Annotated in this window: 32 protein-coding genes; all 32 read left to right on the forward strand. The window is 30.3% G+C overall.

All coding sequences use genetic code 11. The features are described from left to right. Positions 1-45: 45 nt before the first annotated feature. The 32 genes from CHELV3228_RS09505 (at position 46) to CHELV3228_RS09660 (ending at position 25,974) form a co-directional block, all read left to right on the forward strand. Positions 46-2,382 (forward strand): ATP-binding protein, encoded by a 2,337-nt coding sequence (locus tag CHELV3228_RS09505; protein ID WP_084112183.1) that lies wholly within the window; start codon positions 46-48, stop codon positions 2,380-2,382. A gap of 151 nt (positions 2,383-2,533) precedes the next feature. Next, positions 2,534-3,328: a hypothetical protein gene (locus CHELV3228_RS09510; protein ID WP_141081307.1), complete on the forward strand. Its 795-nt coding sequence runs from the start codon at positions 2,534-2,536 to the stop codon at positions 3,326-3,328. A gap of 456 nt (positions 3,329-3,784) precedes the next feature. Then, positions 3,785-4,204, forward strand: a complete 420-nt coding sequence (locus CHELV3228_RS09515) for a hypothetical protein (RefSeq protein ID WP_082200835.1) — start codon at positions 3,785-3,787, stop codon at positions 4,202-4,204. 1 nt (position 4,205) lies between these two features. Continuing rightward, positions 4,206-4,586 carry a hypothetical protein gene (locus CHELV3228_RS09520; RefSeq protein ID WP_082200836.1) on the forward strand — a complete coding sequence of 127 codons (381 nt, stop codon included), beginning with the start codon at positions 4,206-4,208 and terminating at the stop codon, positions 4,584-4,586. Continuing rightward, positions 4,583-5,815 (forward strand): AAA family ATPase, encoded by a 1,233-nt coding sequence (locus tag CHELV3228_RS09525; protein WP_082200837.1) that lies wholly within the window; start codon positions 4,583-4,585, stop codon positions 5,813-5,815. The genes CHELV3228_RS09520 and CHELV3228_RS09525 overlap by 4 nt, the downstream gene beginning before the upstream one ends. Positions 5,816-5,826: 11 nt before the next feature. Next, positions 5,827-6,204 carry a YopX family protein gene (locus CHELV3228_RS09530; RefSeq protein ID WP_082200838.1) on the forward strand — a complete coding sequence of 126 codons (378 nt, stop codon included), beginning with the start codon at positions 5,827-5,829 and terminating at the stop codon, positions 6,202-6,204. 1 nt (position 6,205) lies between these two features. Then, positions 6,206-6,328 (forward strand): hypothetical protein, encoded by a 123-nt coding sequence (locus CHELV3228_RS10715; protein WP_256594218.1) that lies wholly within the window; start codon positions 6,206-6,208, stop codon positions 6,326-6,328. 140 nt (positions 6,329-6,468) lie between these two features. After that, positions 6,469-7,113 carry a hypothetical protein gene (locus CHELV3228_RS09540; protein ID WP_082200839.1) on the forward strand — a complete coding sequence of 215 codons (645 nt, stop codon included), beginning with the start codon at positions 6,469-6,471 and terminating at the stop codon, positions 7,111-7,113. After that, positions 7,106-7,321, forward strand: coding sequence for a hypothetical protein (locus CHELV3228_RS09545; RefSeq protein ID WP_082200840.1), 216 nt, complete (start codon positions 7,106-7,108; stop codon positions 7,319-7,321). Before CHELV3228_RS09540 ends, CHELV3228_RS09545 begins: the two co-directional genes overlap by 8 nt. Before the next feature lie 140 nt (positions 7,322-7,461). Beyond that, a complete protein-coding gene (locus CHELV3228_RS09550) occupies positions 7,462-8,553 on the forward strand; it encodes a hypothetical protein (protein ID WP_082200841.1) in 1,092 nt (363 codons plus the stop codon). Between the two features lie 10 nt (positions 8,554-8,563). Further along, positions 8,564-9,304: a hypothetical protein gene (locus CHELV3228_RS09555; protein ID WP_082200842.1), complete on the forward strand. Its 741-nt coding sequence runs from the start codon at positions 8,564-8,566 to the stop codon at positions 9,302-9,304. Next, the gene (locus CHELV3228_RS09560; protein ID WP_082200843.1) at positions 9,301-9,639 is read left to right on the forward strand and encodes a hypothetical protein; all 339 of its coding nucleotides are present in this window, start codon (positions 9,301-9,303) and stop codon (positions 9,637-9,639) included. The genes CHELV3228_RS09555 and CHELV3228_RS09560 overlap by 4 nt, the downstream gene beginning before the upstream one ends. A 66-nt stretch (positions 9,640-9,705) precedes the next feature. Then, a complete protein-coding gene (locus tag CHELV3228_RS10160; protein WP_156890201.1) occupies positions 9,706-9,855 on the forward strand; it encodes a hypothetical protein in 150 nt (49 codons plus the stop codon). An 84-nt stretch (positions 9,856-9,939) separates the two neighbouring features. After that, the gene (locus tag CHELV3228_RS09565; RefSeq protein WP_082200844.1) at positions 9,940-10,716 is read left to right on the forward strand and encodes a hypothetical protein; all 777 of its coding nucleotides are present in this window, start codon (positions 9,940-9,942) and stop codon (positions 10,714-10,716) included. Next, positions 10,713-12,884 (forward strand): DNA topoisomerase, encoded by a 2,172-nt coding sequence (locus CHELV3228_RS09570; RefSeq protein ID WP_082200845.1) that lies wholly within the window; start codon positions 10,713-10,715, stop codon positions 12,882-12,884. The genes CHELV3228_RS09565 and CHELV3228_RS09570 overlap by 4 nt, the downstream gene beginning before the upstream one ends. A 1-nt stretch (position 12,885) precedes the next feature. Next, positions 12,886-14,208, forward strand: a complete 1,323-nt coding sequence (locus CHELV3228_RS09575) for a hypothetical protein (RefSeq protein WP_082200846.1) — start codon at positions 12,886-12,888, stop codon at positions 14,206-14,208. Between the two features lie 10 nt (positions 14,209-14,218). After that, positions 14,219-14,815: a hypothetical protein gene (locus CHELV3228_RS09580; RefSeq protein WP_082200847.1), complete on the forward strand. Its 597-nt coding sequence runs from the start codon at positions 14,219-14,221 to the stop codon at positions 14,813-14,815. 27 nt (positions 14,816-14,842) lie between these two features. Further along, complete coding sequence (locus CHELV3228_RS09585; protein WP_131937958.1) at positions 14,843-17,215, forward strand: hypothetical protein; 2,373 nt, start codon at positions 14,843-14,845, stop codon at positions 17,213-17,215. Between the two features lie 533 nt (positions 17,216-17,748). Then, positions 17,749-18,510 (forward strand): hypothetical protein, encoded by a 762-nt coding sequence (locus tag CHELV3228_RS09595; RefSeq protein ID WP_082200850.1) that lies wholly within the window; start codon positions 17,749-17,751, stop codon positions 18,508-18,510. Between the two features lie 72 nt (positions 18,511-18,582). Further along, positions 18,583-19,530 carry a hypothetical protein gene (locus CHELV3228_RS09600; protein ID WP_082200851.1) on the forward strand — a complete coding sequence of 316 codons (948 nt, stop codon included), beginning with the start codon at positions 18,583-18,585 and terminating at the stop codon, positions 19,528-19,530. 13 nt (positions 19,531-19,543) lie between these two features. Then, positions 19,544-19,828: a hypothetical protein gene (locus CHELV3228_RS09605; RefSeq protein WP_082200852.1), complete on the forward strand. Its 285-nt coding sequence runs from the start codon at positions 19,544-19,546 to the stop codon at positions 19,826-19,828. Next, a complete protein-coding gene (locus tag CHELV3228_RS09610) occupies positions 19,797-20,741 on the forward strand; it encodes a V-type ATP synthase subunit I domain-containing protein (RefSeq protein WP_141081310.1) in 945 nt (314 codons plus the stop codon). Before CHELV3228_RS09605 ends, CHELV3228_RS09610 begins: the two co-directional genes overlap by 32 nt. Then, complete coding sequence (locus CHELV3228_RS09615; protein WP_082200854.1) at positions 20,741-21,304, forward strand: hypothetical protein; 564 nt, start codon at positions 20,741-20,743, stop codon at positions 21,302-21,304. The genes CHELV3228_RS09610 and CHELV3228_RS09615 overlap by 1 nt, the downstream gene beginning before the upstream one ends. Beyond that, entirely contained in the window at positions 21,301-21,564 is a 264-nt protein-coding gene (locus tag CHELV3228_RS09620) for a hypothetical protein (protein WP_082200855.1), read from the forward strand. The genes CHELV3228_RS09615 and CHELV3228_RS09620 overlap by 4 nt, the downstream gene beginning before the upstream one ends. Beyond that, positions 21,561-21,803, forward strand: coding sequence for a hypothetical protein (locus CHELV3228_RS09625; protein WP_082200856.1), 243 nt, complete (start codon positions 21,561-21,563; stop codon positions 21,801-21,803). The genes CHELV3228_RS09620 and CHELV3228_RS09625 overlap by 4 nt, the downstream gene beginning before the upstream one ends. Next, positions 21,803-22,672, forward strand: a complete 870-nt coding sequence (locus CHELV3228_RS09630) for a thioredoxin domain-containing protein (RefSeq protein ID WP_234981036.1) — start codon at positions 21,803-21,805, stop codon at positions 22,670-22,672. Before CHELV3228_RS09625 ends, CHELV3228_RS09630 begins: the two co-directional genes overlap by 1 nt. A 15-nt stretch (positions 22,673-22,687) precedes the next feature. After that, on the forward strand, positions 22,688-23,332 hold the full coding sequence (locus CHELV3228_RS09635) for a hypothetical protein (protein ID WP_082200857.1): 645 nt from the start codon (positions 22,688-22,690) through the stop codon (positions 23,330-23,332). A 93-nt stretch (positions 23,333-23,425) separates the two neighbouring features. Further along, the gene (locus CHELV3228_RS09640; protein ID WP_082200858.1) at positions 23,426-23,983 is read left to right on the forward strand and encodes a hypothetical protein; all 558 of its coding nucleotides are present in this window, start codon (positions 23,426-23,428) and stop codon (positions 23,981-23,983) included. Positions 23,984-24,217: 234 nt separating this feature from the next. Beyond that, positions 24,218-24,547, forward strand: a complete 330-nt coding sequence (locus CHELV3228_RS09645) for a hypothetical protein (RefSeq protein WP_131937940.1) — start codon at positions 24,218-24,220, stop codon at positions 24,545-24,547. A 74-nt stretch (positions 24,548-24,621) separates the two neighbouring features. Then, the gene (locus CHELV3228_RS09650) at positions 24,622-25,236 is read left to right on the forward strand and encodes a hypothetical protein (protein WP_082200860.1); all 615 of its coding nucleotides are present in this window, start codon (positions 24,622-24,624) and stop codon (positions 25,234-25,236) included. A 28-nt stretch (positions 25,237-25,264) separates the two neighbouring features. Continuing rightward, complete coding sequence (locus CHELV3228_RS09655) at positions 25,265-25,711, forward strand: hypothetical protein (RefSeq protein ID WP_082200861.1); 447 nt, start codon at positions 25,265-25,267, stop codon at positions 25,709-25,711. Between the two features lie 35 nt (positions 25,712-25,746). Next, positions 25,747-25,974, forward strand: a complete 228-nt coding sequence (locus tag CHELV3228_RS09660) for a hypothetical protein (RefSeq protein WP_082200862.1) — start codon at positions 25,747-25,749, stop codon at positions 25,972-25,974. Positions 25,975-26,269: the final 295 nt, after the last annotated feature.

Below are 26,269 nucleotides of genomic sequence, written 5' to 3' on the forward strand. Positions count from 1 at the left end.
TTTTAATTTAATACTTAATTTTTATAAAGAAAGGATTTAATAAAAATGAACCTAGCATTAATGACCTTAGGAGGATTAGCCTTAGCTGGAACTTATATGGGTTTTAAGAAAAAAGACCCCACTATGAATATAGGCTCTTGTTTCTTTGATAAACTCGCCACACCCTTATATACGCTTTTTAATGAGTATCACTCCAACTCACTCTTTTTAATTGATAGTATTGAAGAAGATTGTATCATTTGCAATACACCTTATGAAAGATTATATGGCATTGAGCTAAGTAGTAATTCTAATCTTACAAATTATCTAAGAAGCGAAAAACTAAGCGAAATCATAAGGGATAATAAAGATAGTGAGGATAGCTTTTTTTACTATGTGCTTTTAAAGCAAGCTAAATTTCAAAAGCAATACCTTTTTTCTCATAATCCTATCATCATTAAAACCTTAGCGGATAATTATGGAGTTTCACTTCTTAGTGGAGTGGAGCTTGTTAATGTGCTTTATAATCTTTACTTGCAAAATAGTTTTTATGTAGAAGATAAACAAATCAAACCCTCTTTAAAGATAGAGCAAGATACAAAGACAGACGAGCCTTGCTTTATGAGTTTTAAAAGACTTGCTAGACAGGCAATTAGAAAAAATTATAAAGATATAAGCATCTTTCAAGGCTTTAAACACTTAGACATTAAAGAAGCTAACATTGCAGGAATTTTTAAACTCAATTTTACAGGCTCGATTTGGATAAGCATAGACCTTTCTACTAGACATATTAATAACCATATTTCAAGGCTCATTAATTATTCTAAAATCGTAGGCGATAAAAAGCCTTTTGTCGATTTACAAAACTCTTATAAAAATAAGGAATTTGACCTAGCCCTCATTAATATTACGGCTTTTTTAAAAGATTATGATGAGCAAATCGTAGGAAGCTTAGGGAGTGCTTTAAAGACAAGCTTTATCGCCAAAGAACTTTTTAAGAGCCAACACTTGCAAAAAAATCCACTCAAATTTAAAGATAGTGAGTTTAATTTCTTAGTAAAAAGTGATTATTTGCATAATTTCATCGCAACAACCCATAAAAAAACAACAAAAGAGCCTGATATTTATGGAGTGGATAAAAATGGAAGCTTTATTAATTATAGCTTTGCAAATGAAAACTTTAATCCCCACTCTTGCATTATTGCTAAATCTGGTTCAGGTAAGTCGGTAAGCAAACAAAAGATTATGGCTCAACTCATAGGACTTAACTTTGAAAATGGCGAATGCTCTAATCTTGGTAAAAAAGCAGGTCAATTTAGAATAAGAAGCTATGATATAGGCTTTAGTGATGAAAACTTCGTAAAGCTTATTAAAAATAATCCAAACAATAGCATAGCTCATATAGAAAGTGATTTTTATAGCTTTTCCTATAATATCTTAAATCTTGATAGAACTAATCCTCAAACCTTTGAAGAAGATTTAGTCTTTAATATGGACTTAGTTTCTATAATCTTAGAAACACAAAATAGTGAAGCATTAAATTTAAACGAACAAGCCTTTTTTAAAAGTCTTACTAAAAAGCTTTATCAAAGTAAAGAATATCAAAGATACAGGGTAAGGGATTTAAAAAATACACATAAAGAACTTTATGAAAAGCTTTTGTTAGACTATAATGAAAGCACATTTTTGCAGGATTTAAAAGAAGAGGAATTTGATTTCTTAAAAACTCCCCTACTCATCGACCTTGTTAAAATGGCAAGTAAAGAATCTCAAAATATGCAAATCAAAGAAGAAGATAGAAAAGACTACGCTTCTTTAGCTAGAAAACTAGACGGAGTAGAAAAATTAGAGCTTTTTTCAAACTTTGATAAGATAGATATAAAGGATAGAGATTTTATCTCTATGGATTTAAATAATTTTAAAGAAAGCTCACTTTTCGTGCCTATCTTTTTATCCATCTTTCAAAAGACCTATTATAAAGATAGAGAATATGCTCTTAAACTTAAAAGAGAAAACAAAGTTAGACCTAAGTTATTTTATGCCATAGAAGAAGCAAAGAATTTCTTTAGAGTGCCTTATTTTACAATTATGTATGATAAATTAGCAAGAGAAGCTAGAAAATATAATGTGCATCTTTGCTTTATCACTCAAAATGCTGAAGACATACCAAAAGCAACTCTAAAAAACCTAGATACAAGAATTATGCTACTTTCGCCTGAGAAAAAGCTAGAAACCATAGAAGAAACCAAACAGGCACTAGATATTCCTAAAAATGTAGAAATAGGTCTTATAAACACAGAACAATTTGAAATGTGCGTATGGTATAGCAAAGGTGTCTTTCATATGAAATTTGAAATCACACCTAAAGAAATGGAAGTGTTTAGCACAAATCCGAATGAGTGAAAAGTGTGAATTTTTAAAATGAATTGCTATAATTTAAGTTAATTATAATTTAAATAGATTATAATTAAGCATAATTAAAAGTTAAATAGAAAGGTTTCTTTTGGATATAGGGAATTCTCGGGTTTTAACACGAAAAACTTCTAGTATTAATATGCAAACAGGTGAGGTTATTGAAAAAGAAGAAAGCGTTCTGCTTCGCACAAAAAAGCGTGAGAGATTTATGCTTTTGTATGTTGAAAATTTTGCAGCAATCGTTAATTTGTCCAAAAGAAGTCAAGAAGTTTTAGCACGCATACTAACCAAAAAAGTTACTTTTGGAACAAATGAAGCTGTTTTAGATAGCGTATTTAGGGCAGAGTTGGCAGAACAAATTGGTTCTACTAGGCAAGTTATTGCAAATTGCATAGCCGAGTTAGTGCAAAAGAAAATTTTAAAAAGAGAAAAAAGAACGGGAGGCTATCTTTTTTTTCTCAATCCTTACCTGTTTGGACAGGGCGAGTGGAATACGATAGAAAAACAAAGACAACAATTTACAATAGACTATGATTTTATCAATTATACTGCCGAAAAAGAAATAAAAACAGTAACAGCCTATGAAGGAATTCCCGATAAAGAAAATATCCAAATCATAAAAAGAGAACAATATACTGATGAAAAGGGTGTAGAACAGCACAATGTATTTATAGATACAAAAGGCACAAAGGATGAAACTATTGAAGCCAACATAGAAGATATAGAAGTTGACATAAGTGATGAATCTTTAATTTCTTCTAATGATAGAGAAAAGGAACTTAGTATTAAAGAGCTTGAGGCAAAAAATAGAGAAAAGGAACTTAGTATTAAAGAGCTTGAGGCAAAAAATAGAGAAAAGGAACTTAGTATTAAAGAGCTTGAGATTAAATTAAAACTAGAAGAATTATCTTTAAAGAAAAGCGAATCTGAATGAAAACAAAAAAGATTTTTTACAGTAAAACCTCAATAACAATAAACCTTATGCAAGAAAAACTTAAAGTTGTCAATATATTAAAAATATTTTCCTCATCAGCTCCGTACTTCAGTGCGGGGGGGGGGGGGGGGGGAATAACCCCCACTTAAAACTTTGCAAACATTGCCAACGCAAAGTAGATTATCTTAATACAAAAAATAATTCTTGCCAAACTGATTTTAAAAATGAAAACAAATCCTTTAAATTAAAGCATAAACACAATCAAATAAAAAATTCTAACTTCTCATTTAAACAAGAAAACTCTAATGCCCAAGAAGAAAAAGCTAATTGTTCTAAGCTTTTTAATTGCAAAGAACTAAATCATTTTAAAAACAATTCCTCAAAAAACGAAATTTCCCAAGAGCATAACAAACAAAACCCCATAGCTTTTAAAAACGAAATTCAAAAGGAACAACAATGAATGATAAAAACTTAATCGATTATGTAATTAAATTGCCTAAAAAGGATATGCTCATTTTAGATGCACTTGTAAAGCTTAATCATAAATCTAATATTGTCTTTGCGTGTGAAGATGAAGAAGATGAAAAGAAAGTAGGCTTTTTATTCACTGAGCTTTTACTAGGTGCGGATTATAATTTTTATGGCGATGAAATCAATATCAATAAAGATTATTTTAAAATCAAAGCTCTACTAAAAGATGAAAACAAAGACAAGGTTTTAGAAAAGCTTGAAACTCTTTTAATGACCTATGAGCTTAAAGATAAAATCCTTGACGCAAAAGGTAAAAATGAGCGATTTACAAGTAATAAAGAGTTTTATCATTTAGAAGAATTATTACTGAATCATTATGAAGAGAAACTACTAGGAAAGGAATAGTATGGAAGTTAAATTATTTGCAACATATCTTGCTAGTTTTATTTATGGGGCAGGAATGTTTTATTTTATACTTATTGCCATAATACTAAGTATAAAAAAGAGAAAAATAACAGGTATTGCGACACTTCATATCATCGGTGCTTTAATCATAACTTTAACTTATTATTTTTTTGTAATCATTCCTTTACAGCCCCTAAGTGCAGAGGAAATAGAAAAAAATAAATACGAAGCATTTCAAGAACGCTATGAAAGAGAACAAAGACGAGAGCAACGAAATAAGGAAAACGAAGAATATGAAAAAGAATATCAAGAGTATAAAAGGCAAAGAGATGAAAACACCACCAATACTTCGTTAAATACACAAAAAGGACTATCACAATGATAAATGATAATTTATTTAACTTATATTTCATCATTAAAGAGCCTTATTATCTTTCACACAAAAAGCTTTTAGAGGAAAAAATCAATGAGACTTTAAAAGAATATTCAATGCCAAGCACCCATTTAAACAATGCTTCAAACTCTAAAAACTATATCTTGCTTCTCTTTCCAGGCCAAGATGAAATCAAGCATAAGCTTTGTAACTTAGATGAAGAAAAGGCTCTTATTATCATCGCAAGTATGCCTCCCTTAAAAGAGTATGAAAGCTTTTTTATCATTAAAAAACTTCCAAATCTATACAATCTTTTAAGCTCTACTCAAAAAGCACAAGGCATTACAGAAGAGATGGCTTTAGAATATGAATTAGGATTAAGCGTGATAAATTCGCCTTTCACCCTTAAAGACATAGGCGGAGCAAAGCCTTTAAAAACTTATACCGCACAACTTATAAAAGCAGAAGAAAAAGGATATAAGGCTAAAGGCATATTTTTAGTAGGAATCCCAGGAACTGGTAAGACTTTTTTCCCTAAGTGCTTTGCAGGAGAGCTAAATAGAAAACTCATTGCCTTAAATCTTTCTCAAATAATGGAAAGCGATGAGCCTATCACTAAGCTTAACCACATCTTTGAGTATTTACACCAAAGAAAGATAGATTTCCCTGATGAAAAATTTGTCATCTTAATTGATGAGATAGAAAAGATGATAGGTAATGCCTCGCCTAAAGAAAAGCAAATGCTTGGTCGTCTTTTAACTATCCTTAATGATATAAACACTCCCGCTTGTGAATATAATTTTAATGCTATCTTTTTTGCAACAGCTAATGATTTAGGTTCTATCTTAGAGAATAATCCTGAGTTTTTAAGAAGAGGTAGGTGGGATGAGCTTTTCTTTATATCTTTACCTACTCACGAATATGCAACTGAAATGTTTGAAATCTATTTTAAAAAATACAAACTAGACTTTGTATTAGAGCTAATGAGCTTAGATGAAATCTTTGCAGAAATAGAACACCTTTATCAAAGGGATAATCCTATAAGCGACCGCTTCCCTTATACCCCTGCTGAAATAGAAAACTTTTGTAAAAGATTAGACTTTGTCAATAAGGCAGAAGAAAACTTTAGAAAAGAGCATATCTTAGAGTGTGTAGAACTCATTATCCCCTTAGGTAAATCAGCAAGAAAGGGTATAGAGAAAATGTCGGCTCAAAAAGAACTTTTTATAGAAATTTGAAAGGAACAACAATGAAAATAAAAGATTTTGATTTTAGAATTTGGACTGGGAATAAATTTACTAAACAAAATGATTTTAAAGGCTATGCAAATGGATTAGATGAAGATGTTTGCGAAATTGAGCTATGGACTGGTTATTTTGATAAAAACGGAAATAAAATCTATGAAAATGATATTTTGAAAAAAGAACCTCTTGATGAAATTTATTATATTACAAGAAATGATACTTATAAATTGGTTGAAATAATCATCTATGATAAAGATTGTAGTAATAACCTTTATAGGGAAAAAGAATCTGCTGGTATCGAATTGTTAAAAATGCTTGTTTCAAATAAAAATATGAGTGTCATTGGTAATATACACGAAAATGCGGATTTGTTAGGGGAGTGAAATGTTTGCAAATATTGAAATAAATGCTAGAGATTTAACAGGGTTTGACAGCGAAGACATTTTAAATATGTATTTGAAATTGCAACAGGATGAGAGAGAGAATTTGTTGAGAAATATTGTTTGAACTTTAGATAACGATGAGGCAGAAGATTTAATGCGAGAAATTAATAACTATTTAAGACATAAAAATTCTAAAAGCTCTATTAAAAAACGATGATGAAAGAAATAATAAAAAAAGATTTAATCTAAAAAAAAGGATAAAAGATGAGTTTAACAATTAAGCAATGCTTTGAATTTTATGAAATGGTAAAAGATAAAGAGCATAATCTAAAGCACTTTACTTTTTTAGACAGGCAACTTGCCATAGTGAGATTTCTTAAAAAACACAAAAAAGAGATTATAAATGAGATTAATTACGCCTTTTATGAAAGTAATGAAGAATATCTACTTAGCTTTTTTAGTGGAGAAAGAGCAAACTATGTGCATATTAACTCAAGGCTGACAAAAGAGTATCCTAGCATTTATGAAAACATAGATGAATATGAGAACTATTTAGCCATTTATGCGACTTTTGGAATTTTAATCAATCAAAGCTTTCAACTTCAAAATTTAAACGATAGTAGATTTTACCATAAGGACTTTATCAAGGATATGACAAATATTATTTTTTATGATGAGGCATTTAGGCTTAATCTTTCTAGCTTTGTAAGTGATAATGAGGGCTATTATAAGGCTATCTATGCTTATGGAAAAGATTATATCTTTAGTGTTTTTTCCGCAATGATGCATAATGAAATAAATGAGGAGACTTGTATTAAAATGCTTAGTATGGAGGATAAGATGAGAGATTTTAGGATGTTGTTTGAGGTATATGAAAATATAATAAAAAGGAAATTTACTAATGCTTGAAATTGAGATTACTATTGACGAGTTTTGTTCTATTTTTAATATTAAGATAAATCAATACTATTCTAAAAGATTTAACACTTTTTTACCCATTAGACATAAGAAAATTAGCGGAAAATATCAAAAGGTAATTTTGGCAAAAATAGATGTAGTCAAAAATGAAATAATCTTTAAAACAAAAAATAATAATATTTTTTTAAAAAAATTATAAAATATAATAATATTTTAATTATAAAATAGTTTTGTTACAATTACATTACAATAATTCAAAATTCTTAAGCTCCCTTTTATTTTCCTCTTTCTCTTTTTCTCTATAATCCTTTTCAAAAATAACAAAAGAAAGGATAAGCAATGCGAAATCCATATGACACATTTGACCCATTTGATTTAAGTGAATTTGTCTGTGAAGAAACAAATTATTTGAAAAACTTTCTAAGCGACCCTTTTGACAAAGATGATAATACTTTTGATAAAGATGAAATTATTAATGAATACCGCTCTCGCTATGAAGCTAAACTTCAAGACTTTTTTGACACTGAATATGGCGAAGCTTATGATTTCGATTTAGATGAAGTATTTGGTGATATACAAAGACGAAAAATTAATAAAGCTAAAAAAGAATTTATGCTAGAGATTTATTCTTATGCTTCTTTTGGGGATTTTTGCTCTTTTGATAATTATAAAAAAAGTGCAGGTGAGCATAACAATGCTTTAAATTATCTTTCACATATTCCAAAAGGTTTTCATAAAGATTTATATGAAAATCATCAATATCTCTTTGATATGGTAGGAATGAGAGATTTAAAATATAATGAAGTTGATACTAAAGTAGAAGAACTCTTTTTTAAACTTCACAATGAAATCTACACTAAATTCGAAGCTAAAGTTGTTGAGCTTAATGAAAAGCTTCCTCTTTTTGTGCCTGATAATTTAGATGAACTTTATTTCTTAACACAGCACTTTAGCTATGACACTATGGATTTATCTAAAACTTTAGCAAAAAATCATATTGATTTGGCAGATAAAAAAGAAGAAATGCACAATCTTTTACAAGATGAAGTCTTTGGCAGTATTCATATTCCTTATGGCAGTCAAGAACCTTATGATGATAAAAGTATGATTTTTGATAATCCTTGCACTGAGCCTTTCATTGATAAGGCTAAGGAATTGCTTGAAAGCTTAAATTATGAAGTTGCTGTCTTTAAAGTGGTAAAAAGCGAAAATAGATATGGAGAATTTGATGAATATATCTTTGCTTATGCAAATCGTATGGATTATTTAGAAGGGGCTTTTAATCATATCTTAAAGAGTGGAAAATATGAATTCGATAGAGAAAAAAGCACTGATAACCTCCCTGCTCGTTATGGAATATTAGAAGAAGATTGCAACTACTCCCAAGAGGTAAATACCTTGCAAAGAGTAGGTAGGGCAAATAGAAGATGAAGGATAAATGATGATTAGACATATGTTTTTAGGCTCACTTCCTGATTTTGTGTTTGAAAAAACACAAGAATTGACCAAAGAGCTTGATGAATTTAGAACAAGGCTTTATGAAAATAATGAAATTGATTTTTGTATGCCTTTTTACGACTTAGAATATCGAGAAAATTTTGAAAGAGAATTGCAAGAGTGGTTTGATGATGATTATAGAAGTGATGGTGCTTTTGCAAACTTTAGCGAAGCAGAAAAGAAGTTTTTACTTGATGTCTATGACGCATTTAATTTCAAAGACTTTTTAAATTTTAATACACTTAAAGAAGATGAAAAAACGAAAGAAAAAGCCTTAATGCATATAGAATATCCACCTAATTCTTTTTATGAAGGACTCTATAAATATAATAAGGCTTTGTTTGAAAAAGAACTTTTTTCTCACAATGATATTGATTTAATAATAGAGGCTAAATTTCACACTCTTCATAAAAAGCTTTTTGTTTCCTTTGAAGACAAGATTAAAGAGCTAGAAAAAACCTTACCTCTCTTTAAAATTCAAAACGAAAAAGAGCTTGATTTTATACTAACAAAATATCCTCTCTCAGCCATAAGTTTTGAGTATCTTCCCCATCTTAAAAACGAAGTTAAAGAGCCTAATCTTTTTAGTGATGAAGAGCTTAAACCCTCAAAACAAAACATCGAAATAAAAAGTTATGATGAGATTATGGAAGCAAAACTTAGAAAACGAGGAAGATTTAAATGAATGAAGAAACATTAATTGGCATAAAAGCCGAGATTAAATTTGCTTGTCATTGTGAAATTGATGAGCAAATATTAAAACAAGGACTTGACTATATCATAAACAATGCCTTAGCTAATGATTTAAAACAAGCTTCAAGTTTTATCATAAAAGCTATCAATCATCGTTTAGATGCCTTAGCAGATAGAGGAGAACTTTCGGTAGATATGAGGGGGTCGGCGTTATTTGAACATTATATGAATGAAGACCCAAATTTCCTTATTAAAATCATAAAAGATATGAAAGCTGAAGATGACAAGAATAGAAATTGTCAAACAAAGAAAGCATATAGAAGATGAGCTTAAAAAAATCAAACAAAAAGGATAAAAAATGATAGATGAAAAAGAATTAATGGAGCTAATTTAGTGTTAAATGAAGTGGAGTTTAGGGCTGAACCTAATGGTCTTTATTTTTCCTTAGAAGAATTTGAAAAAGAGAAATTTATAGAGGAAGTTAAAGAAAGTGATAATCCTTTAAAAAATGAACTCATAGCAAAACATAAAGCCCTTTTTTGAAAAGCTAGATATCTATTTAGAACAAGAAGTAGATTATTCTAATACAATCAATCAAGAGCAAAGAAATCGTAGGATAAAAAGAAGATGAGTGATTTAGAAAAATTACAATTGCAAGAAAAAATTACTGATTTGGAGCAAGATTTTAAAGAATTAGAAGAATTGCGTCAAAAAGAAATCACCAAACACCTTGATAATCCAAGCTTAAGAGGTATGGTTACCACTAAAGAAATGCTTTCTTTTCCTAAGGTGGCTAAGGGTGTGAAAGCAGAATTTAATGCAGAATATCAAGGTTACAATTGGAGAGTAAAGGCAAATGATGGAAGTATTTTAAACTATGGAGAAAGAGATTATGGAAAGGGACATAGATTACTAACGGCACATTCAAGAACAGAGAGGGGTGAGCGAGGTCAGCCTCACCGACAGATTTACGACCTCAATTTTCACAACTCTGCTGACAATATTATAACACAAAATAAAGAGTATGGAGTTAATAAAAAAGATACAAACTCTGAAACTGAAAAAGGTCAAAGAAAGATAGAAAAGACAGAAAGGGGACAGAGGCAAGCAGACAGGGTCAGCTCTGCTACCTATTTTAATGACCCCGATTTTCGTGGCTCTGTCCATAATGAAATTATACCACAAGAAGATGAAATCAAAAACAAGGAATGTGAAACAAAAACAAATACTTTAATTGATGCAATTATCAATGCAAGAAAAGATTTAAACCATACGATAAGAGCTAAGGATATTCTTATGCAAGATGTGGAATTTAATAAAGAGGATTTAAAAGACAATTCCCAAATTTTACAAAGTGAAATGACAAATACCTCGAAAAACATTAACAAAAGGCTTAAACAATGACCCTCTTTATCGCTGAAAAACCTGAACTTGCTCGTGCTATTGCTGAAGGACTTAGTGGAGAAATCAAAGAAAAACAAAGAAGCCATATTATAAAAGGTGAAAACATTATCACTCACGCTTTTGGACATATTTTAGAGCTTAAAAAGCCTGAACTTTATAATAAAGCTTATGAGAAATGGAACTTAAATGATTTACCCTTAAATTTGCCTCGCCCTTTAAAAAGAATAGCAAAAGCTGAAGCAAAAAATCAACTTAGCGTGATTGTGAATTTTATTAATGATGCAAGGGTTAAAGAGATAGTGCATTGTGGGGATGCAGATGAAGAGGGACAAATCTTAATTGATGAGATACTTGATTTTTCTAAAAACACCAAGCCTGTAATGCGTTGTCTCATTAATGACCTTACTCCCAAAGCCATTGCTAAAGCGATTAAAGAGAAAAAATCAAACAATGAATTTAAAAATCTAAGTGCAAGTGGCTTTGCAAGAAATGAAGCTGATTTTTTAGTCGGGCTTAATTTTACAAGACTTTACACCCTCTTAAATCAAAATAATGGAGGAAATGGCGTTATCTCAGTGGGTAGAGTGCAAACGCCTATACTTGGTCTTATAGTTCATAGAGAGCTTGATTTTAAAAGCCATAAGGCTTTACATTATTACGCAGTAAGTGGAAATTTCGCTTTAAATAATATTATTATTAATGCTCCACTAAAGCTAAATAAAGATGAAAAAATCACCGAAGAAGATAAAGCTTTAGCAATTAAAACTCTTTGTGAGAATAAAGAATTTAAAGCACATATCACTAAGGAAAGTAAAAAAGAATATCCGCCTCTACCTTTTAATCTTTTAGAATTACAAGCTGAAACTTCTAAGCTTTACGGCTTTAGTCCTGATAAGACCCTAAAACTTACGCAAAATCTAAGAGAAACACATAAAGCAATTTCATATAATAGAAGTGATTGTCAGTATTTGCCTGAGAATTTATTTGAAGAAGCCCCTGCTTTAATAGAAACTTTAAAAGCAAATTTTAATGAAGACATAGGGCAAAATAGTGCAAACACTAGTATTAAAAGTAAAGCCTTTGATGATAGTAAGCTCTCAGCTCATTATGCCATAGTGCCACTTCAAACGAGGCTTGATTTAAATAAGCTTAGTGCTGATGAGCTAAAGGTTTATACACTCATTTCTAAACGCTTTTTAATGCAGTTTTATAATCCTTGCGAGTATGAAAGCTTTACTTTCACTTTTAGCTTGGAGACTTATGTATTTGAAACAAGTAAAAGAGTAGATACCAAGCTAGGCTTTAAAGAGTTTTTTGCTAATAATGAAACAAAAGAGCATAAAGACTATGAAAGCTTACTTGCTTTAAATTTTGCTCTTTGTAAAAGTATTGAGCTTAAAAAAGAACAAACCAAGCCTAAGCCTTTATATACAATGACAACCTTACTGAAAGATTTAAATCAGGTCTCTAAATATGTCAAAGATGAAAGAATTAAAAAGCTTTTAATTGAAAAGGATAAGGATAAAAAGGGTGAGAGTGGAGGCATAGGCACACCTGCAACAAGGTCAAATCATATTAAGACTTTAATTGATAGAGAATATATCGAAGTAAGTAAGGATAAAGCACAAAAGATTAAAGCGACTGAGAAAGGTATTAACTTAATCAAAGCTCTTCCGCCTTTACTTACTCAGCCTGATATGACGGCTTTATGGTTTGAAAAACAAAAAGAAATATTAAATGGAGCTTTAAGCAAGGAAGAATTTTTAAAAGAAATAGATAGTTTTATACTAGAACTCATTAATGAAAACAAAGGAAGTAAAATGCAATTTAATCAAACTAATGATAATAAAATTTCTTGTCCTAAATGCAAAGAGGGATATTTAAGAGAGCTTGATGGCAAATTTGGGAAATTTTTCTCTTGCTCTGCTTATAAAGAGGGCTGTGATTTTAAAGCTAAAAGCGTAAATGGCAAACCTGATTTAAGTCCTAAACAAAAAATTAAACCAAGTGAGTATAGCTGCCCTCAATGTCAAAAAGGCTTTTTAGTAAGAAGAGAAAGCAAAAATCAAAAGGGAAGCTTTTTTTATGGGTGCTCTGAATTTAAAAACGGCTGTCGCTTTCTTTGCCCTGAGGAAAATGGTAAGCCTAAAATTGAAAAGGTAGGGTAAGATGCAACAATTAAGCTTATTTGATGATTTAGCACTTAAAAACAATGCTAATCTTATCCAAGATGAACCACAAAAGTTAGAAGAAAAGCTAAACGATAATCTTCTTTCTCAAATCAAAGAAAAGGTAGAGGAATTTGATACAAATTTCCCTGTCTCTTCTTGTGTGAAAAGTATATTTTTATCGTGTTCGCATATATTTTATGATTTAGATAAGGATTTAGAATTAAGCCTAAATCACGGAGATTTCTTTTTTGATCCACGAGAGCAAAGCGTAAAAACAGATGAAAACTTTGGCATTAAACTCGCTCTTTGTGATAAGAAAAATAATATTGATATAATTAAGAGCTTTGACGACTTTCATATCTTATATGAAAGAAAAGATAAGCAAGAATACTGCACAAGCGAAGAGCTAAAAAGTGTTAAAATTGACAAAGATGATTTAAACATTAAATTAAAAGATTTACAATTAAAACTACAAAACTACCTTAAAGGAGAAAACGATGATAGACTTAACGACATTAAGACCACAAACAAGAACAGCAGTGGAGAGAACTTACAACGACCTTCTAAATCTAAGCCCATATCAGTGGGACTTGATGAGTCCATTGATGCTAGAAGCCTTACAGAGCCTTTGCATAATGAGACTAAAGGAACAAAATCAAGAGATGGATTTAGAGAAGATGAAGCAAGAAGAGATGAGCGAAGACCAACGCAAACTAGCCTTGATAGAAGCAAGGATTATAGGCTACCAAATGAAGCAAGAGCTAGAGAGAGAGAAAGAGCGTATCAAAGAACTTGCGAAACTCTTGCAAGAAACAGCCTAGAAACTAATGAAGACTTTGCTAAAAATTCGCAAAAGCTTTTAAAATACGCAGAGCTTGTTAAAGAATATGAGCAGGCTCTACTAAAACTCTACCTTGCAACTAAATCACAAAAAGAATTAGAACATTTCCACAAAATCAAAAATATCTATGCAAATTTTTCACAAAAATTTAGAACTAAAGATAGCTTTTCTAAGATAGAAGAAAAATATCGAAAGCAAAAAGACACTCTTACGCAAGAGCAAAAACAAAAAATGCTAGATGATTATATGTTGGCGATTGGCACGGATACGAGTGTGGATTTAAGCGAAGATACTAAAGAGGAACTTTATAGGACTTTACTAAGTAAAACAAATGAAGTTAAAAAAGAAAGTGAGGAAATCGTAAAAGTGGAGCAAAGCATTAAAGAAATGCAAGAAAATTTAAAACAGAAATTTTTAAGTGGAGAGGAATATAAAGCAATGAATTATAAGAATAAAATGATAAAAAAGCTAGGACAATAAGGAGTGAGAGATGAATAATATTAAATCGTTTTATAAAAACTTTTTGGAAAAATGTGAAAGAGCCAGATTTAATCTTAATCAAAATAAAATTGACATAAATGAAAATGATTCTTATGCGGATAAAACAATATTTGCATTTTTGGCTGACTTATTAAGAAACGACCAAGAGGCTAATTTAAAAAATATTTTAATAAGAGAAGTGCAAGAAAACGAAGCCCTAACGAAAGAAAAGTTCCAAGTTATTCTCAAAGACCAGCTTAGAGAATATATGAAACTAGATAAAGATATTTTAAAGGCAAAGGGCTTGGAAAATTTAGACTATGATAAGGCTAATAAGCTTTTGGATAATGATAATTTTATGGAATTTACAAGTGAGCTTTTAAATAATAAATTTGAAAAGCTTAACAAATTTGCTGAAACTCTTAAAGAAAAAGGCAAAGAAGCTAAACAAATAACGGAAACTTTACAAAAACAAGATTTAAGCATTAAGGCTAAAGATATACAAAGCCTAAGTGCCAAAGCTAGTAATGTGATGAAAGACAAAAACACACAAAAAGCAATAGCTGAGGGTGTTAATATAGTTAGAAAAGTCATAATGAAAGTGTAAATAAAACTAAAATAAGTGAGAAATAAAATGAAAAAACTACTAATTTTATTGTTGTGTTTAAATTCAATGGTATTTGCTAATGGGACTGGAGCAAACACAAGTCCTAATCCTGCTGGAAGCACAACTATTGATGAGCAGAAAAAAATTTTTGTTAGTTTAAACGATGATGTTATAAGTAATGGCAAATGCACTTGGGAGTGTAGAGATGTCAAAAGTGGTTATGCGACTCAAATTATAGGATTTGATTTTAAAAACGGAACAACATATTGTAGAGTATATAAAAAAGAAGAATTGGAGTTGGATTTAAAATTTGACGCAAGTAGAACAAATTTAGAATGTTCAAAAAATGTAAAAGCAGGATTAAAAGATGAGATTGCAAAATATGGTAATTTAAAACCAAATATATCAACACAAAGCTCTATAACTCGCAACCCCGATAATAGCAAAATCACCTTTGCGAAATTTTTAGTAGCTTTAGCAACTTTAAATCCACAAATTATAGATAGAGAAAAGACAAATCAACAGGGCGAATTAACGCTAAAAGATGGAATTGAGAATTTTAGTATATCTAATATTAAAAGAGTTAATAACGCAGAATATTATTCAAAAAACTTTGCGGAATATATCACAGGAGGATTATATCAAGCGGAAAAAAAACCTTTTAGCACATCAGGTATTAGCCTACAAGAAACAACCGCCGCGGATGGCTTCAACAAAAACAATATGGCTTATTTTTCAGACTTATTTTTAGCTAATGAAAAAATTTATCAGCATTTACAAATTCTCATTTTCATTTTAGTAGGAGGCTTTTTTGTTTCTAAGATAGGGGCTGAGAAAATTCAAGCATATTTAGAAAATCGAGGTGAAAGTGCAGGAAAACAACCCTACTTGCATAAATTTTATATCCCTATCATAATGGTAGGAACTTTCTTTATGCCCATCCCTGAAGCAAATGGTTTAGCTCACTCAACCATAATGCAAAACACTATAAGATATTTTGCGATGAAATCCACTGAAATAGCAGATATGGCTAGTGCCATAGGTGGAAAAACATATATGAATAAGATTTATAAGAGTGTTGGGGGGATAAGCGAGATTGGACTTACGCAACTTCTTTTAGATAAGAAAGAAAAAGAGTATATTGTAAATAATGGAAATGAAATTTATAAAAATACTTGTTCTAAAAGATATACTGAAGCACTATCTTCTATGAGAGAAGGATTTTTATCTTCTTTAAGCGAAGAAGATAAAAAAGAAATTAAAGAGAAAATGTCTTTTGATATAAATAATATTTCAGGAACAAAAAAAGATATATCTCTGGAGGCTTGTATTACTTTGGAAGTTGAAATTTTAAGGGCAAATAATAGAATTCAAGTTATTAACGAAAAATTAGAAGGCATTAAAAAATTTAACAATGAAGCGGAACTAAATAATAGAATTGCTGGATTAGATGCTTATTTTGCAAAAAGAGAGCTTCAACTTGGCTGGATTAATTCTATTTTTACACCCTCTAGCTCTCTTTTAGCAGAAACACTTATGTTTAATGATGATAGAATTTCAAAAACTGACATTAAAGAAGCCTCAAAGAAAAATAAAGAAAATATGAGAGAAGCTATTAATAAGGGAAAAGTTCAAATGGTTGAAGAAGATGATGATATTACAGATAGTAATTTGGGCTGGATTGCGGGTAATTTGGTGTGGATGATGCTACCTGGTGCTAGTCAGATTAAAGATTTTGTTATGGATAATCTTAAAAAAATTCTTTCTGTAATAGGTGCTATAGCTGGCTCTACTGTCATTCCTGTGGTTGGAACTATATTAGGCGGGATAGGAGGATTTATAATTGGGGCTGTCAGCTCTACCGCAGGATATGCTACTGCGATATTAATAATTCAATGGACTTTTGAGAACATTCCTCTTTTGGTTTGCACAACAGCTTCTTTGATAGCTTTTGTTTCTTATTTAATTTCTTTAATTAAATATTTTTATGTTTCACCTTTTGTGGTAGCTTTTTCTTTGGCAACAAAAAGGATGGATAAGATAGTAGAATTTTTAATCAGCGGGATGGCAATATTTTTAAAACCTACTTTAATTATTATTTTTATTTATTTGTCTCTTTTTGTTCATACTCTAATTAATGAATTTTTTATTTTTGCTTCAGTGGAGCAATTTACAGGTATAGAAACAAATTGGTATAATTTTCATACTAACTTTATTGCTGGTTCAATTATAGGACTTTTAAAAATGTTTGGACTTATAGCGTCTGCCATAATAATGTGGAAACTTATTATTTCGGGACCAAGTTGGGCTTTATCTTTAGTGGGAATTGATGGAAAACAAGACGATGCAATTTCTCAAAGTATGGAAAATACTTTAAATAAAAGAGCAAATATAGTTTAAGGCTTTTATTATTAAAAAGCCTTAAGTTTAAATATAGCATAGCAGATTACTAATGTATATCCTACAATGAACAAGAGCGGGATTAAGGCTACCATAAACCTCCAAATAGAACTAAAAGGTTTTATTTCAATTATTAAAAAAATGCAAAATATTGGAATACATATAGATTCAAAATTAGAAAATGGCTCTTTTAGAATACTTCCAAAAAAAAGAGACTTATCTCTTACAAATACTATAAAAACACTATAGAGAAATAAAATAATAAAGCCCACCCAAAGCAAGATTCTTGCAATATTAATTAAATCTCTAATTCTACAAATTTCAGAGAGCATTACACCGACCTCATATAATTTAATTTTTATTATAACAAAATAATTTTAAAATTGATTTATTTTTATAATTAAAATATTATTATTATATTTTAATTATAAAATAGTTTTATTACAATAATTCAAAATTCTTAAGCCCCCTTTTATTTTCCCCTTTCTCTTTTTCTCTACAATCCTTTTCAAATTTATTTGAAAGGATAAAAAATGACTAAATATGAAGAGTTAGCTCAAAACGAGCTTGGACAAAAAATGCTAAGAGCACAAGAAAAATTAAATTCTGTAACTCAGCATTATAGTAAAAATCAAATCGGCAAAGATAGTGTTATAGCTTGGAATCCTTATAAGCTATTAGAAAAAAATCCTTTTGCTGTTGTGGTAGCTGAAGCTTACGATGAGATGATAAAAAGAACTATTCCTAAAGATGCAATACTTTCAACTCGTTTTGAGAATTGGATTACTTCTAAGAAAAATGAATTAATGGTTGATTCTAGAATCAATAACGACCACTATTTTAAAAATCAAACTGATTTTGCAACAGGTGAAATCACTAAAAATAATGGAGCGGACTTAGTTGAAGCAAAAATGAACTTTTTAAATAAGTGCTTGGCTTCTTTAGAAAAAGCTTTCACAACATTTTTGCGTGATAAACCAGAAGATGCTCTAGCCTCTAAAGAAGAGCTTAAAGCTTGGCAGGATTATTACCAAGCACAAAGCAAAAAAGTGGAACAAATCTTAGAGAGTGGGAACTATTCTTATTATGATAAAACAGATAAAGAGGGCAATGTCATTAAAGAAGGAAGCGAAGAAGATGCCTTAGCTCATAAAGCAAGATTAGATGAGTTAATGGAGCAAACTAAAGCTAATCAAGCAGAAGCAGAAGCTAGAGCTTCTCAAAACGCCACTTCGCAACCAAATTATGTCAATGAAGAAGATGTTTCTAGAATAAGAGCGATGAAAAAAGCTTAAGAGCCTTTATGGCTCTTATAAACTTATCAAAGCTTTTAAGGAAAGTTTTTATAAATTTAAAAAGGATAAACAATGTTACCAGCCTTACGATATAGAATTTGGGAAGAAGATGAATTGTCTAATCAGGACAAATTTGTCATAGAAAATTATCTTCACAAAGCAAAAAGAGAATTACATCCATTTAAAAGTATTTTACCAAATGATGATTTTGAAATGGATTTTTGTGAAAATTTCTTTGATGTAAAAAATGGAGCTTTTGCCAATAATTTAAATGAAGAAGAAAAAAATTTCGCAATCGCAATGTATAAGATTATCAACCACAAAGAATTTGAAAAATTCAAGCAAGGACAAGTTAATTTCAGTGATTGTGTGCCTTTTCTAAAAGAGAAAACAGAGGATTTAGAAAATAACCTTAAAATAAAAAATGAAATTGAAAAAAGATTTAAAGAATTAGGGATAGAACGGATAAAACCTGATTTAGAAAAAGAGTTTATCATCAAGCTTCTTCAAGCACAAAAAGCTTTTACCGAAGAATTAGAAAACAAATTCCTTTCTATACAAGAAAAAATCAATTCCACTTTTAATTTAGAGCTTACACACTTAGTTGATGAACTTGGTGTTTCCTTAAAATTAGAAGAAACACAAAAAGAGCTAATAAACACAAACAATTCTTCTTTAGATGAAAGAAGCCCTAAAGTAAAAAAATACTTAGAAGAATTTGTCTTTGGTATGCCTCTTCCTAAAAACTGCCAAGAAGTCATTAATAATGACTTTGTTATTTTTAGTGAGCCTTTAAGCGAATATTTTGCTAATCAAGCTAAAGATGAATTGCAAAATCTAAACTATCAAGTTTCTCTTTTTAAAGATGAAAAGCAAAGCGTTTTGGAAAATAGCCCACAATACCTCTTTGCCTATGCCAAAGATGAGACTTCTTTACAAAAAGCCCTTGAATACTTAAAGCATTCCCATAACGCAAATCAAGAGCTTTCAAATCAAAAAACACAAAGATTAAACCACTAAAGAAAGGATAAATATGTCAGTAACTCAAAGCATTATGCATCTTAATGATTATGCCAAAAGTATCAGCGAAGATGAAAGTTTTAAAGAATTTAGCCACGCTCTTTTCATTTTTTCAGAAAAAATAAAAAATGAAAAAAATATCAATGATAAAGATATTTTTACGCAGGAATTACAAAAAGAACTTCTTAAAAACTACGAAAGCGATGAGGCTTATAAAGAATTCTTTTTCACACAAGCAGGAGCTTTAGCACTTGAAGTAGATAGTAATGGAGACCTTGATATTAAAAAAATACTATGAAAATTTTAAAAATGCTTATAAGAAATTCCAAGAAGAAGAAAGACTAAAAGAAGAGAGCTTACAAGAAAATCAAACAAACTTAGAAAATCTAAGCGAAGAGGATAAAAAAGAAGAACTTATTAACGAACTCTTCCAAAACCTTGACTTTAATGAAAGTTATTCTACTGAAAAAGAGGACTTAAACCATCAAATCGCCTCTTATGAAAAAACTATTTTGGATGAGGGCTTTATCGAACCTCTAGAAGAGGAATTTAAAGAAGAAGCAGAAGAAGTAAAACCGAGTGAGCTTATTGCTTTTATTAAAGATGAAAAGCAAATCTCTTATCCTTTTAATAGAGAAGATACGCTTAAAAATGCTTCTTTTATGAGAGGATTTAGAAAAGAGCTTAATGCTCTTGGCACTAAAGAATTAGAAGAAATGATTAGTGCGATGAAAGCTAAAAATGAAGCTTTAAGAAAAGAATTAGATGAACTTAAAAATAAAAAGGAAGGTTTGCTTCGTCAACTAGAGGGTGAAATGGTCGCCAACTCCAACCTTTCTTTAGCTAAAGATGAACTTGAAGCTACAAAAGAAGAGCAAATGAAAGAAGAATTAGGCGAAGTAACTTATACTAAAGCCGATGAAGAGCAAAGAGACAATAGGCTTGAAATAAGAGCAGAAACTAACACACAGCAAAACTCGCAAGAAGAGCCTTTGCAAGAAAAAGAAAATCAAAGTCTTAATGAGAAAAGTAATGCTCTTTTAGAAGAAATCGCCCAAAAACGAGCTGAAGCCGATAAGATGAGTGAGAGTAGAGCAAACTTTATGAACGATGAAATGTTTGAAAAAGAAATGAAAACTGAGGAAGAGTCTAAACAAGAAAATCAAAACAGCAATGAAAACTCTCAAACAAATAAAATCAGGAAAAGATAATGAGTGAGTATGGCAGATACATTTTAGAAGAAGTTACAAGCATTAGAGAAAAAAATGACTTGATTAAAAATGCAAAGCTCGATTATAAAAGCTTTAATGAGTATCGCATTATGCTAAGTCAAATCGAAAATTTTGACATTAATAAAAATTATAGCGATAGTGAGCTTTTAAAAAAGCTCAATGCCTTTATCCATAAGGTTGATAGCCTTTTTGAAGAAATTATTGTTAGAAATCATTTATTAGAACAAAATAATGAAAGTAAAAAGCTTTTTGATTATAGCGAGGAGAGTGATATTTGCTTTTATGAGGCTTTAAAGCAGATTAAACTTTTTACACATAAAAAAGACTTTTCTAAAGAAGAATTGGGCTTCTTTTTAGAAGAGCTTGATGAGCTTTTACTCAATAAAGAATTTAGTGAAAATCAAACAGCTTTGCTAGAGCAAAGTCTAGAGCTTTTTAAAGAGGAATTTATGCAAATTTTAGATGAAGAGACCAAACAATACGAAGATTTATTTGACGATGAAAGTAAGGAAAAAAATAATCTAAGGGTTAATAAAAGATGAGTAAAGATGCCTTTACAATGCAATACCACCTAAAGCAAACGCTTTATTACTTTTTAGCTTCTAAATTGCATTTAGTCTTTTTAGCACTTTGCTATTTATTCACAAATAGCTTTGAAAGCTTTATTTATATCTATCCTTTTGGGGCTTTAGTATTGTATCGCTTCGGCTTTAACATTAGCAAAAATGACAATGCTTATAAAAGCATATTTTTACTTAAATATTATGTCAATCTTTTAAAAAAGCTAAGGGAGAAAGCGTGAGAATTATCATTACTTTAATAGCTTTTTTAAGCCTTGCATTTGCAAGTGCAGATAAGGCAATAGACAATATGAATACAAATATTAATGAGCTTAATAAGCTTTATGGTGAGCAAAACATTAAAAATAATGAAATTTTAGCACTAGATAAAGACAAGGCTTTAAGTTTAGCCTCTTTAATTTTTTTACTTGCTAAACATAATGAATTACTAATGAATACTCTTAAAATCAAAGGACAATAATGAAAAAGAAACTTATCTTAATCTCCCTCTTAGCTTTTTATCTTTCTTCTTGTAAAGAAAATACAAGCAATGATGAAAGTATTAAAGAAGTAGATAGAAATTTCACGCAAAAACTTATTAGCGAGACAAAGGCTAGTTTAAGTGCAAATCTTAATGAGGGCAATATCATTGCAGATAATGAAACAAACACAAGTTTGCAAAGTAATGCTCTCAATGACACTCAAAAGATAGAAAAGATTAAAGCCTTTTATGAAGAAAGGTTAAAACCTAACTTTGCTAATGCTAAAGTGAGCTTTATTAAAAAAGTTTATCTTAATGGCTTAGAAGCCTTTGTATTTGAATTTGAAGTGGCAGGAGAAAAGAGCAAGGAATTAGTCTATGTTAAAGGGGATTTATTTTTTGCAGAGGCAATTAAATTTAGCGATTTAAAATCCTTAAGAGATGAGGGGCAAGAACTTCTTGCAAAAGATAAATTTAAAGACATATTAGAAGCTTTAAAAGAGGATAGTGCATTTATTATCACTTTAGGAAGTGGAGATAAAGAGCTTTATGTTTTTAGCGACCCTGAGTGTCCTTATTGTAAAAAGCATTTAGCAAAAATAGATGAGAACTATTTAAAAGAGCATAAAATCCATTTTATCTTTTATTCTATCCACGATAATCACAAAATCACAGCTTCGCTTTATAAAGAACTAAAAGATAAGAAAAATGATAATGAAAAACTTAAAATCATTAAACATTATTTTTTCGAAAATCCCTCTTATGAAAGCATAAGCGAAGAAGAGGCTAAAAAGACAAATAAACTTTTTGAAAAGTATAAAGATTTAGGTGTCATTTATACACCCTTTGAAATAGAAACAAAGAATTAAAAATAAGGAAGGTAAATGGATAGTCTAGGAAATTCTGCTACCCAAACCATAGTAACAGCTTTTACCTTTGGAACTTGTGCTTTAGCATTTGCAACACTGCCTTTTTTATTTGTGCTTGTCAATGGACTTTTAAAGGCTAATAGTGGTAATACGCAATCAAGCTCCATTATTAATGTCTTCGTTATAGCTTTTGGGGTGCATTTTATCTCTTGTATCTTTTTTATGCTCGGCATTAAATTACTTGATATTTTAAATGCTATTTATGAGGCAAATTTCTTACAAAATAAAATCTTTCCTATCTTTTGGGCTAGGGGAGAAAGTGCTGTAATGAATTTAGCAGGAGCTAGTGGAAATAGCGTGGAAGATAAGGGTGCTTATCTACAACTTGCCTTAGTGCAAGAAGTAACTGATTGGTTCATACTGCTAATGTTTTGGGTGGTGTTTTTTACAGCGACTGCTTATGGGAGCATACAGGCAAAAAAAGATGTGATGCACTTTAATTATATTTCTATGCTTGTATGGGTAGGAATTGCAAATGTGGTGGGCTTTTTTGTCTTTATTCTTTGGGCTAAGATAGCATCTTTGGCTATGTTTATTCCTAATGGAGAGGATATATTAATGAAGCTCTGGGAAGCTTATCAAAATTTATTGAAAGCTTAATCAATGTCCTTTTTCAAAATCCATCAAAGTCCTATAACACAAAGAATAGAAACTTTGTATTTATTAGAAACAAATCATTTCAAAGGAGAAATAATGCAATTTAGCAAAGAAGAAAAACAAGAATTAAAAGAGCTTTATACTAAGCTAAGAACTCTTTATGAAGAAAGAGCAAAACAAGAAGTGCTTAAAAAAGAAAGAGAGGATAAACTTAAAGATGAATTTGCCTTTGCTCTTGATTTAAAGAACAAACAAGGTGAATTACAAAGCTCTAAGGTAAAAATGCCTTTAGTTTCTGCCTTACTTGATGAGCTTTATAAAGATAAAGAAAATAAAAAAGAGTTAGAGTATGAATTAATGCAAGATTACAAAAGCTTAATCAAAAGTAAAAAGATTAATGAAGAGGCTTTAAAAGCAATAATAAGTGCGGAAGAAAACCTTAATGAAAACGCTACTTTCATTAAAGAAGCTTATAAAGATAGCACCTTTTGTTCTAAAGAGAGTTTAGATGCCTTAACGCTTATCTTAAAAGATGAATTTAAACTAATGCTAGGTGATGCTTATGAAAAGGCTGGATACGACATAAAGCCTATAAAAGATAAAGCAGAATTAGAAAAACTTAGCCAAAGCATTAAAGAGCTTTTAGGAATTTAAAGAAAGGAGGAAGGATTAAAGAAGTTTAGCCAAAGGGCATCTTAGTCCCCTCAAAAGAGGGGAAGGTTTAATAAACCTTGACTACTACTAAGCAAAGTAGTATAATTATCACTAGAATTTGATGATTCAATCTAATCACCGCCTTTCTGGGCGATGATTCAGTGTCAAAGGTGGCGACCTTTGGCACTCCACCCTTTGAAATTATATCCAAACTTCTTTAATCTCTAAAAATCAATGTTTAGAACAATCTTAACGCTTAGTCTTTTAAGTATTTTTGCATATGCTGGTGTATGGAGTTCTATGGCTCAAAGTGGCTTTAGTGGTGCTTATAATCAGCTCAATAACTTCGTCTCTAATCAAAACAAAGAAATAGAAGACTTTTGGAACAATGAAATTAAGCCTCTGGTCGAAGAAATCAACAAAGAAAGCAAAGCAAAAGAAGAAAAACTAGCTATTTTAAGAGAATTGGAAAAAGCCATTCTTTTAAACGAAAAAGAAATTGAGTTTTTACTCCATAAAGAAAACGAGCTTTTGGGAAATAAGGCTAATGTGATAGGACAATAGCCTTGAAAAATAAAATCTATAATGAAAGGAATATCTTAAGGAGCTTTGAAATGATAGCAAGGAAGATTAAATAAATGAAAGATTTATATAAAAGCTTTAAAGATAAAATAGATACCGCTCGTAAAAATAGACAAGAAAAACGAGGCATTTACAATGTAAGTTTTAATGAGAAAGACTCAACGCCTATCAATGCTGAACTTGAAGCCATTGAAAATATCATTATAGATTATGTCGTGCATTATATAAAAGGTTGGCACAACGAAAGAAGAGATAAAGGAAGAGGTGCAGAGCATATTAAACTCCACTTAGAAAAAGGCAGTGAGGGAGAAATCACTTTAGAGGAATTGTTAAATCTTGGCAACTCTATAAGAGAATATTTAAAATTATTTAAAGAACCTTACCTTGAAGATTTAAATAAAGATGGAAAAGTTTTTGAATGGGAAAATGATGAGGGTGTGCGTTTTAGAATTGCAACTGATAAAATCAAAGGGGAGGGTCTCATTCCGCCACTATCCCCCTTTGATGAGATAATTATAACCTTTTACTCTGATAGAAATCTTAATGAAAAAATGGAATTTAAAAATCCTAAGGTAAGAGAATACTACGCAAATAAAGAAAATTTTCAAAAGAGTGAAAGCACAAATGAAAATTCTCTTTTAACTACTAAAAAGCTAAGGCTTAAAAAATGATTTTAAAACTTAAATTAAAGGAAACTCAATGAAAGAAAAAACAAAATCTATTCTGCAAGAAAACATAGAACTCTTAAACTCTATCCATAACATCGTAGAGTTTTTTAAAAAGCATAAGAATCTTACAAGCTATGAAAGCAATTTTAGTGTAGAAAAAGATGAGGAATATGAATACTTCCATCTAAGCTTTACTAGGTCTAAAAAATATAATGATTGTTTAAATTTTACAATCTATAACCATTCCCATAGAAAGCTTGTATTTGAAGAAGTAGAATACAAAGAAATCTTAAAAACACTCATCTTAATATTAATTAATATCTATAAGCTTAAAGAATTTGAAAAGGCTTATAATACACCTTTAAACGACACAACACAAGATAATATAACAACACAAAGCACAACACAAGATAAGACGACACTAAATAATCATAAAGCAAATTCCCAAGAGAAGAAAAGCTTTTATGTGGAAAAGTGAAAGAAAAAAACACAAATTAAAGAAAGGACAGAATTATGGAAATGATTTTTTATTATGGAGAGCAAATTAACGAGGGTGATATAGTAGAGCTTAAAAGTCTTAACGAAAAGCATTATGGAGTTGTTTTAAAGGACTTTAAGGTCGCTTTTTATAATTATGATAATGATAAGGACGAACGCTTTAATATAATGGATTTAGGAAAAGTGGGGTGTAGGTTTGAAACAATAAAGGTTGTAGAGAAGAAAAGCTTTTATGTGGAATAAAACACCAACAGAGACTAAGAGCTATTCTAATTTTAATGAAACAATATAAAAATAAAATCAATTATAGAAAGGAGAAAAGATTTAAGAAGTTTAGGTAAAATGCCAAAGGGATTGTAGTCCTCCCAAAAAGGGAGGTGGCTTTAATAAGCCTTGACAGCAATCATACATAGTAGTATAATTGCAACTACAATGAAGGACATTGAACTCACCTCCCAACAGGGCGGTAAATTAACGCCATCGGGGTAGCAGCCCTTTGGCGTTGCACCCTAATGAAATGATACCTAAACTCTTTAAA

Origin of the sequence: Campylobacter helveticus (genome assembly GCF_002080395.1) — a bacterium.
GTDB classification, from domain to species: Bacteria; Campylobacterota; Campylobacteria; order Campylobacterales; family Campylobacteraceae; genus Campylobacter_D; species Campylobacter_D helveticus.

Bases quoted from the DNA above. Each gene is read 5' to 3' on its own strand.
- CHELV3228_RS09505 (WP_084112183.1), top strand. From the start codon at position 46: ATGAACCTAGCATTAATGACCTTAGGAGGATTAGCCTTAGCTGGAACT.
- CHELV3228_RS09510 (WP_141081307.1), top strand. From the start codon at position 2,534: ATGCAAACAGGTGAGGTTATTGAAAAAGAAGAAAGCGTTCTGCTTCGC.
- CHELV3228_RS09515 (WP_082200835.1), top strand. From the start codon at position 3,785: ATGAATGATAAAAACTTAATCGATTATGTAATTAAATTGCCTAAAAAG.
- CHELV3228_RS09520 (WP_082200836.1), top strand. From the start codon at position 4,206: ATGGAAGTTAAATTATTTGCAACATATCTTGCTAGTTTTATTTATGGG.
- CHELV3228_RS09525 (WP_082200837.1), top strand. From the start codon at position 4,583: ATGATAAATGATAATTTATTTAACTTATATTTCATCATTAAAGAGCCT.
- CHELV3228_RS09530 (WP_082200838.1), top strand. From the start codon at position 5,827: ATGAAAATAAAAGATTTTGATTTTAGAATTTGGACTGGGAATAAATTT.
- CHELV3228_RS10715 (WP_256594218.1), top strand. From the start codon at position 6,206: ATGTTTGCAAATATTGAAATAAATGCTAGAGATTTAACAGGGTTTGAC.
- CHELV3228_RS09540 (WP_082200839.1), top strand. From the start codon at position 6,469: ATGAGTTTAACAATTAAGCAATGCTTTGAATTTTATGAAATGGTAAAA.
- CHELV3228_RS09545 (WP_082200840.1), top strand. From the start codon at position 7,106: ATGCTTGAAATTGAGATTACTATTGACGAGTTTTGTTCTATTTTTAAT.
- CHELV3228_RS09550 (WP_082200841.1), top strand. From the start codon at position 7,462: ATGCGAAATCCATATGACACATTTGACCCATTTGATTTAAGTGAATTT.
- CHELV3228_RS09555 (WP_082200842.1), top strand. From the start codon at position 8,564: ATGATTAGACATATGTTTTTAGGCTCACTTCCTGATTTTGTGTTTGAA.
- CHELV3228_RS09560 (WP_082200843.1), top strand. From the start codon at position 9,301: ATGAATGAAGAAACATTAATTGGCATAAAAGCCGAGATTAAATTTGCT.
- CHELV3228_RS09565 (WP_082200844.1), top strand. From the start codon at position 9,940: ATGAGTGATTTAGAAAAATTACAATTGCAAGAAAAAATTACTGATTTG.
- CHELV3228_RS09570 (WP_082200845.1), top strand. From the start codon at position 10,713: ATGACCCTCTTTATCGCTGAAAAACCTGAACTTGCTCGTGCTATTGCT.
- CHELV3228_RS09575 (WP_082200846.1), top strand. From the start codon at position 12,886: ATGCAACAATTAAGCTTATTTGATGATTTAGCACTTAAAAACAATGCT.
- CHELV3228_RS09580 (WP_082200847.1), top strand. From the start codon at position 14,219: ATGAATAATATTAAATCGTTTTATAAAAACTTTTTGGAAAAATGTGAA.
- CHELV3228_RS09585 (WP_131937958.1), top strand. From the start codon at position 14,843: ATGAAAAAACTACTAATTTTATTGTTGTGTTTAAATTCAATGGTATTT.
- CHELV3228_RS09595 (WP_082200850.1), top strand. From the start codon at position 17,749: ATGACTAAATATGAAGAGTTAGCTCAAAACGAGCTTGGACAAAAAATG.
- CHELV3228_RS09600 (WP_082200851.1), top strand. From the start codon at position 18,583: ATGTTACCAGCCTTACGATATAGAATTTGGGAAGAAGATGAATTGTCT.
- CHELV3228_RS09605 (WP_082200852.1), top strand. From the start codon at position 19,544: ATGTCAGTAACTCAAAGCATTATGCATCTTAATGATTATGCCAAAAGT.
- CHELV3228_RS09610 (WP_141081310.1), top strand. From the start codon at position 19,797: ATGGAGACCTTGATATTAAAAAAATACTATGAAAATTTTAAAAATGCT.
- CHELV3228_RS09615 (WP_082200854.1), top strand. From the start codon at position 20,741: ATGAGTGAGTATGGCAGATACATTTTAGAAGAAGTTACAAGCATTAGA.
- CHELV3228_RS09620 (WP_082200855.1), top strand. From the start codon at position 21,301: ATGAGTAAAGATGCCTTTACAATGCAATACCACCTAAAGCAAACGCTT.
- CHELV3228_RS09630 (WP_234981036.1), top strand. From the start codon at position 21,803: ATGAAAAAGAAACTTATCTTAATCTCCCTCTTAGCTTTTTATCTTTCT.
- CHELV3228_RS09635 (WP_082200857.1), top strand. From the start codon at position 22,688: ATGGATAGTCTAGGAAATTCTGCTACCCAAACCATAGTAACAGCTTTT.
- CHELV3228_RS09640 (WP_082200858.1), top strand. From the start codon at position 23,426: ATGCAATTTAGCAAAGAAGAAAAACAAGAATTAAAAGAGCTTTATACT.
- CHELV3228_RS09645 (WP_131937940.1), top strand. From the start codon at position 24,218: ATGTTTAGAACAATCTTAACGCTTAGTCTTTTAAGTATTTTTGCATAT.
- CHELV3228_RS09650 (WP_082200860.1), top strand. From the start codon at position 24,622: ATGAAAGATTTATATAAAAGCTTTAAAGATAAAATAGATACCGCTCGT.
- CHELV3228_RS09655 (WP_082200861.1), top strand. From the start codon at position 25,265: ATGAAAGAAAAAACAAAATCTATTCTGCAAGAAAACATAGAACTCTTA.
- CHELV3228_RS09660 (WP_082200862.1), top strand. From the start codon at position 25,747: ATGGAAATGATTTTTTATTATGGAGAGCAAATTAACGAGGGTGATATA.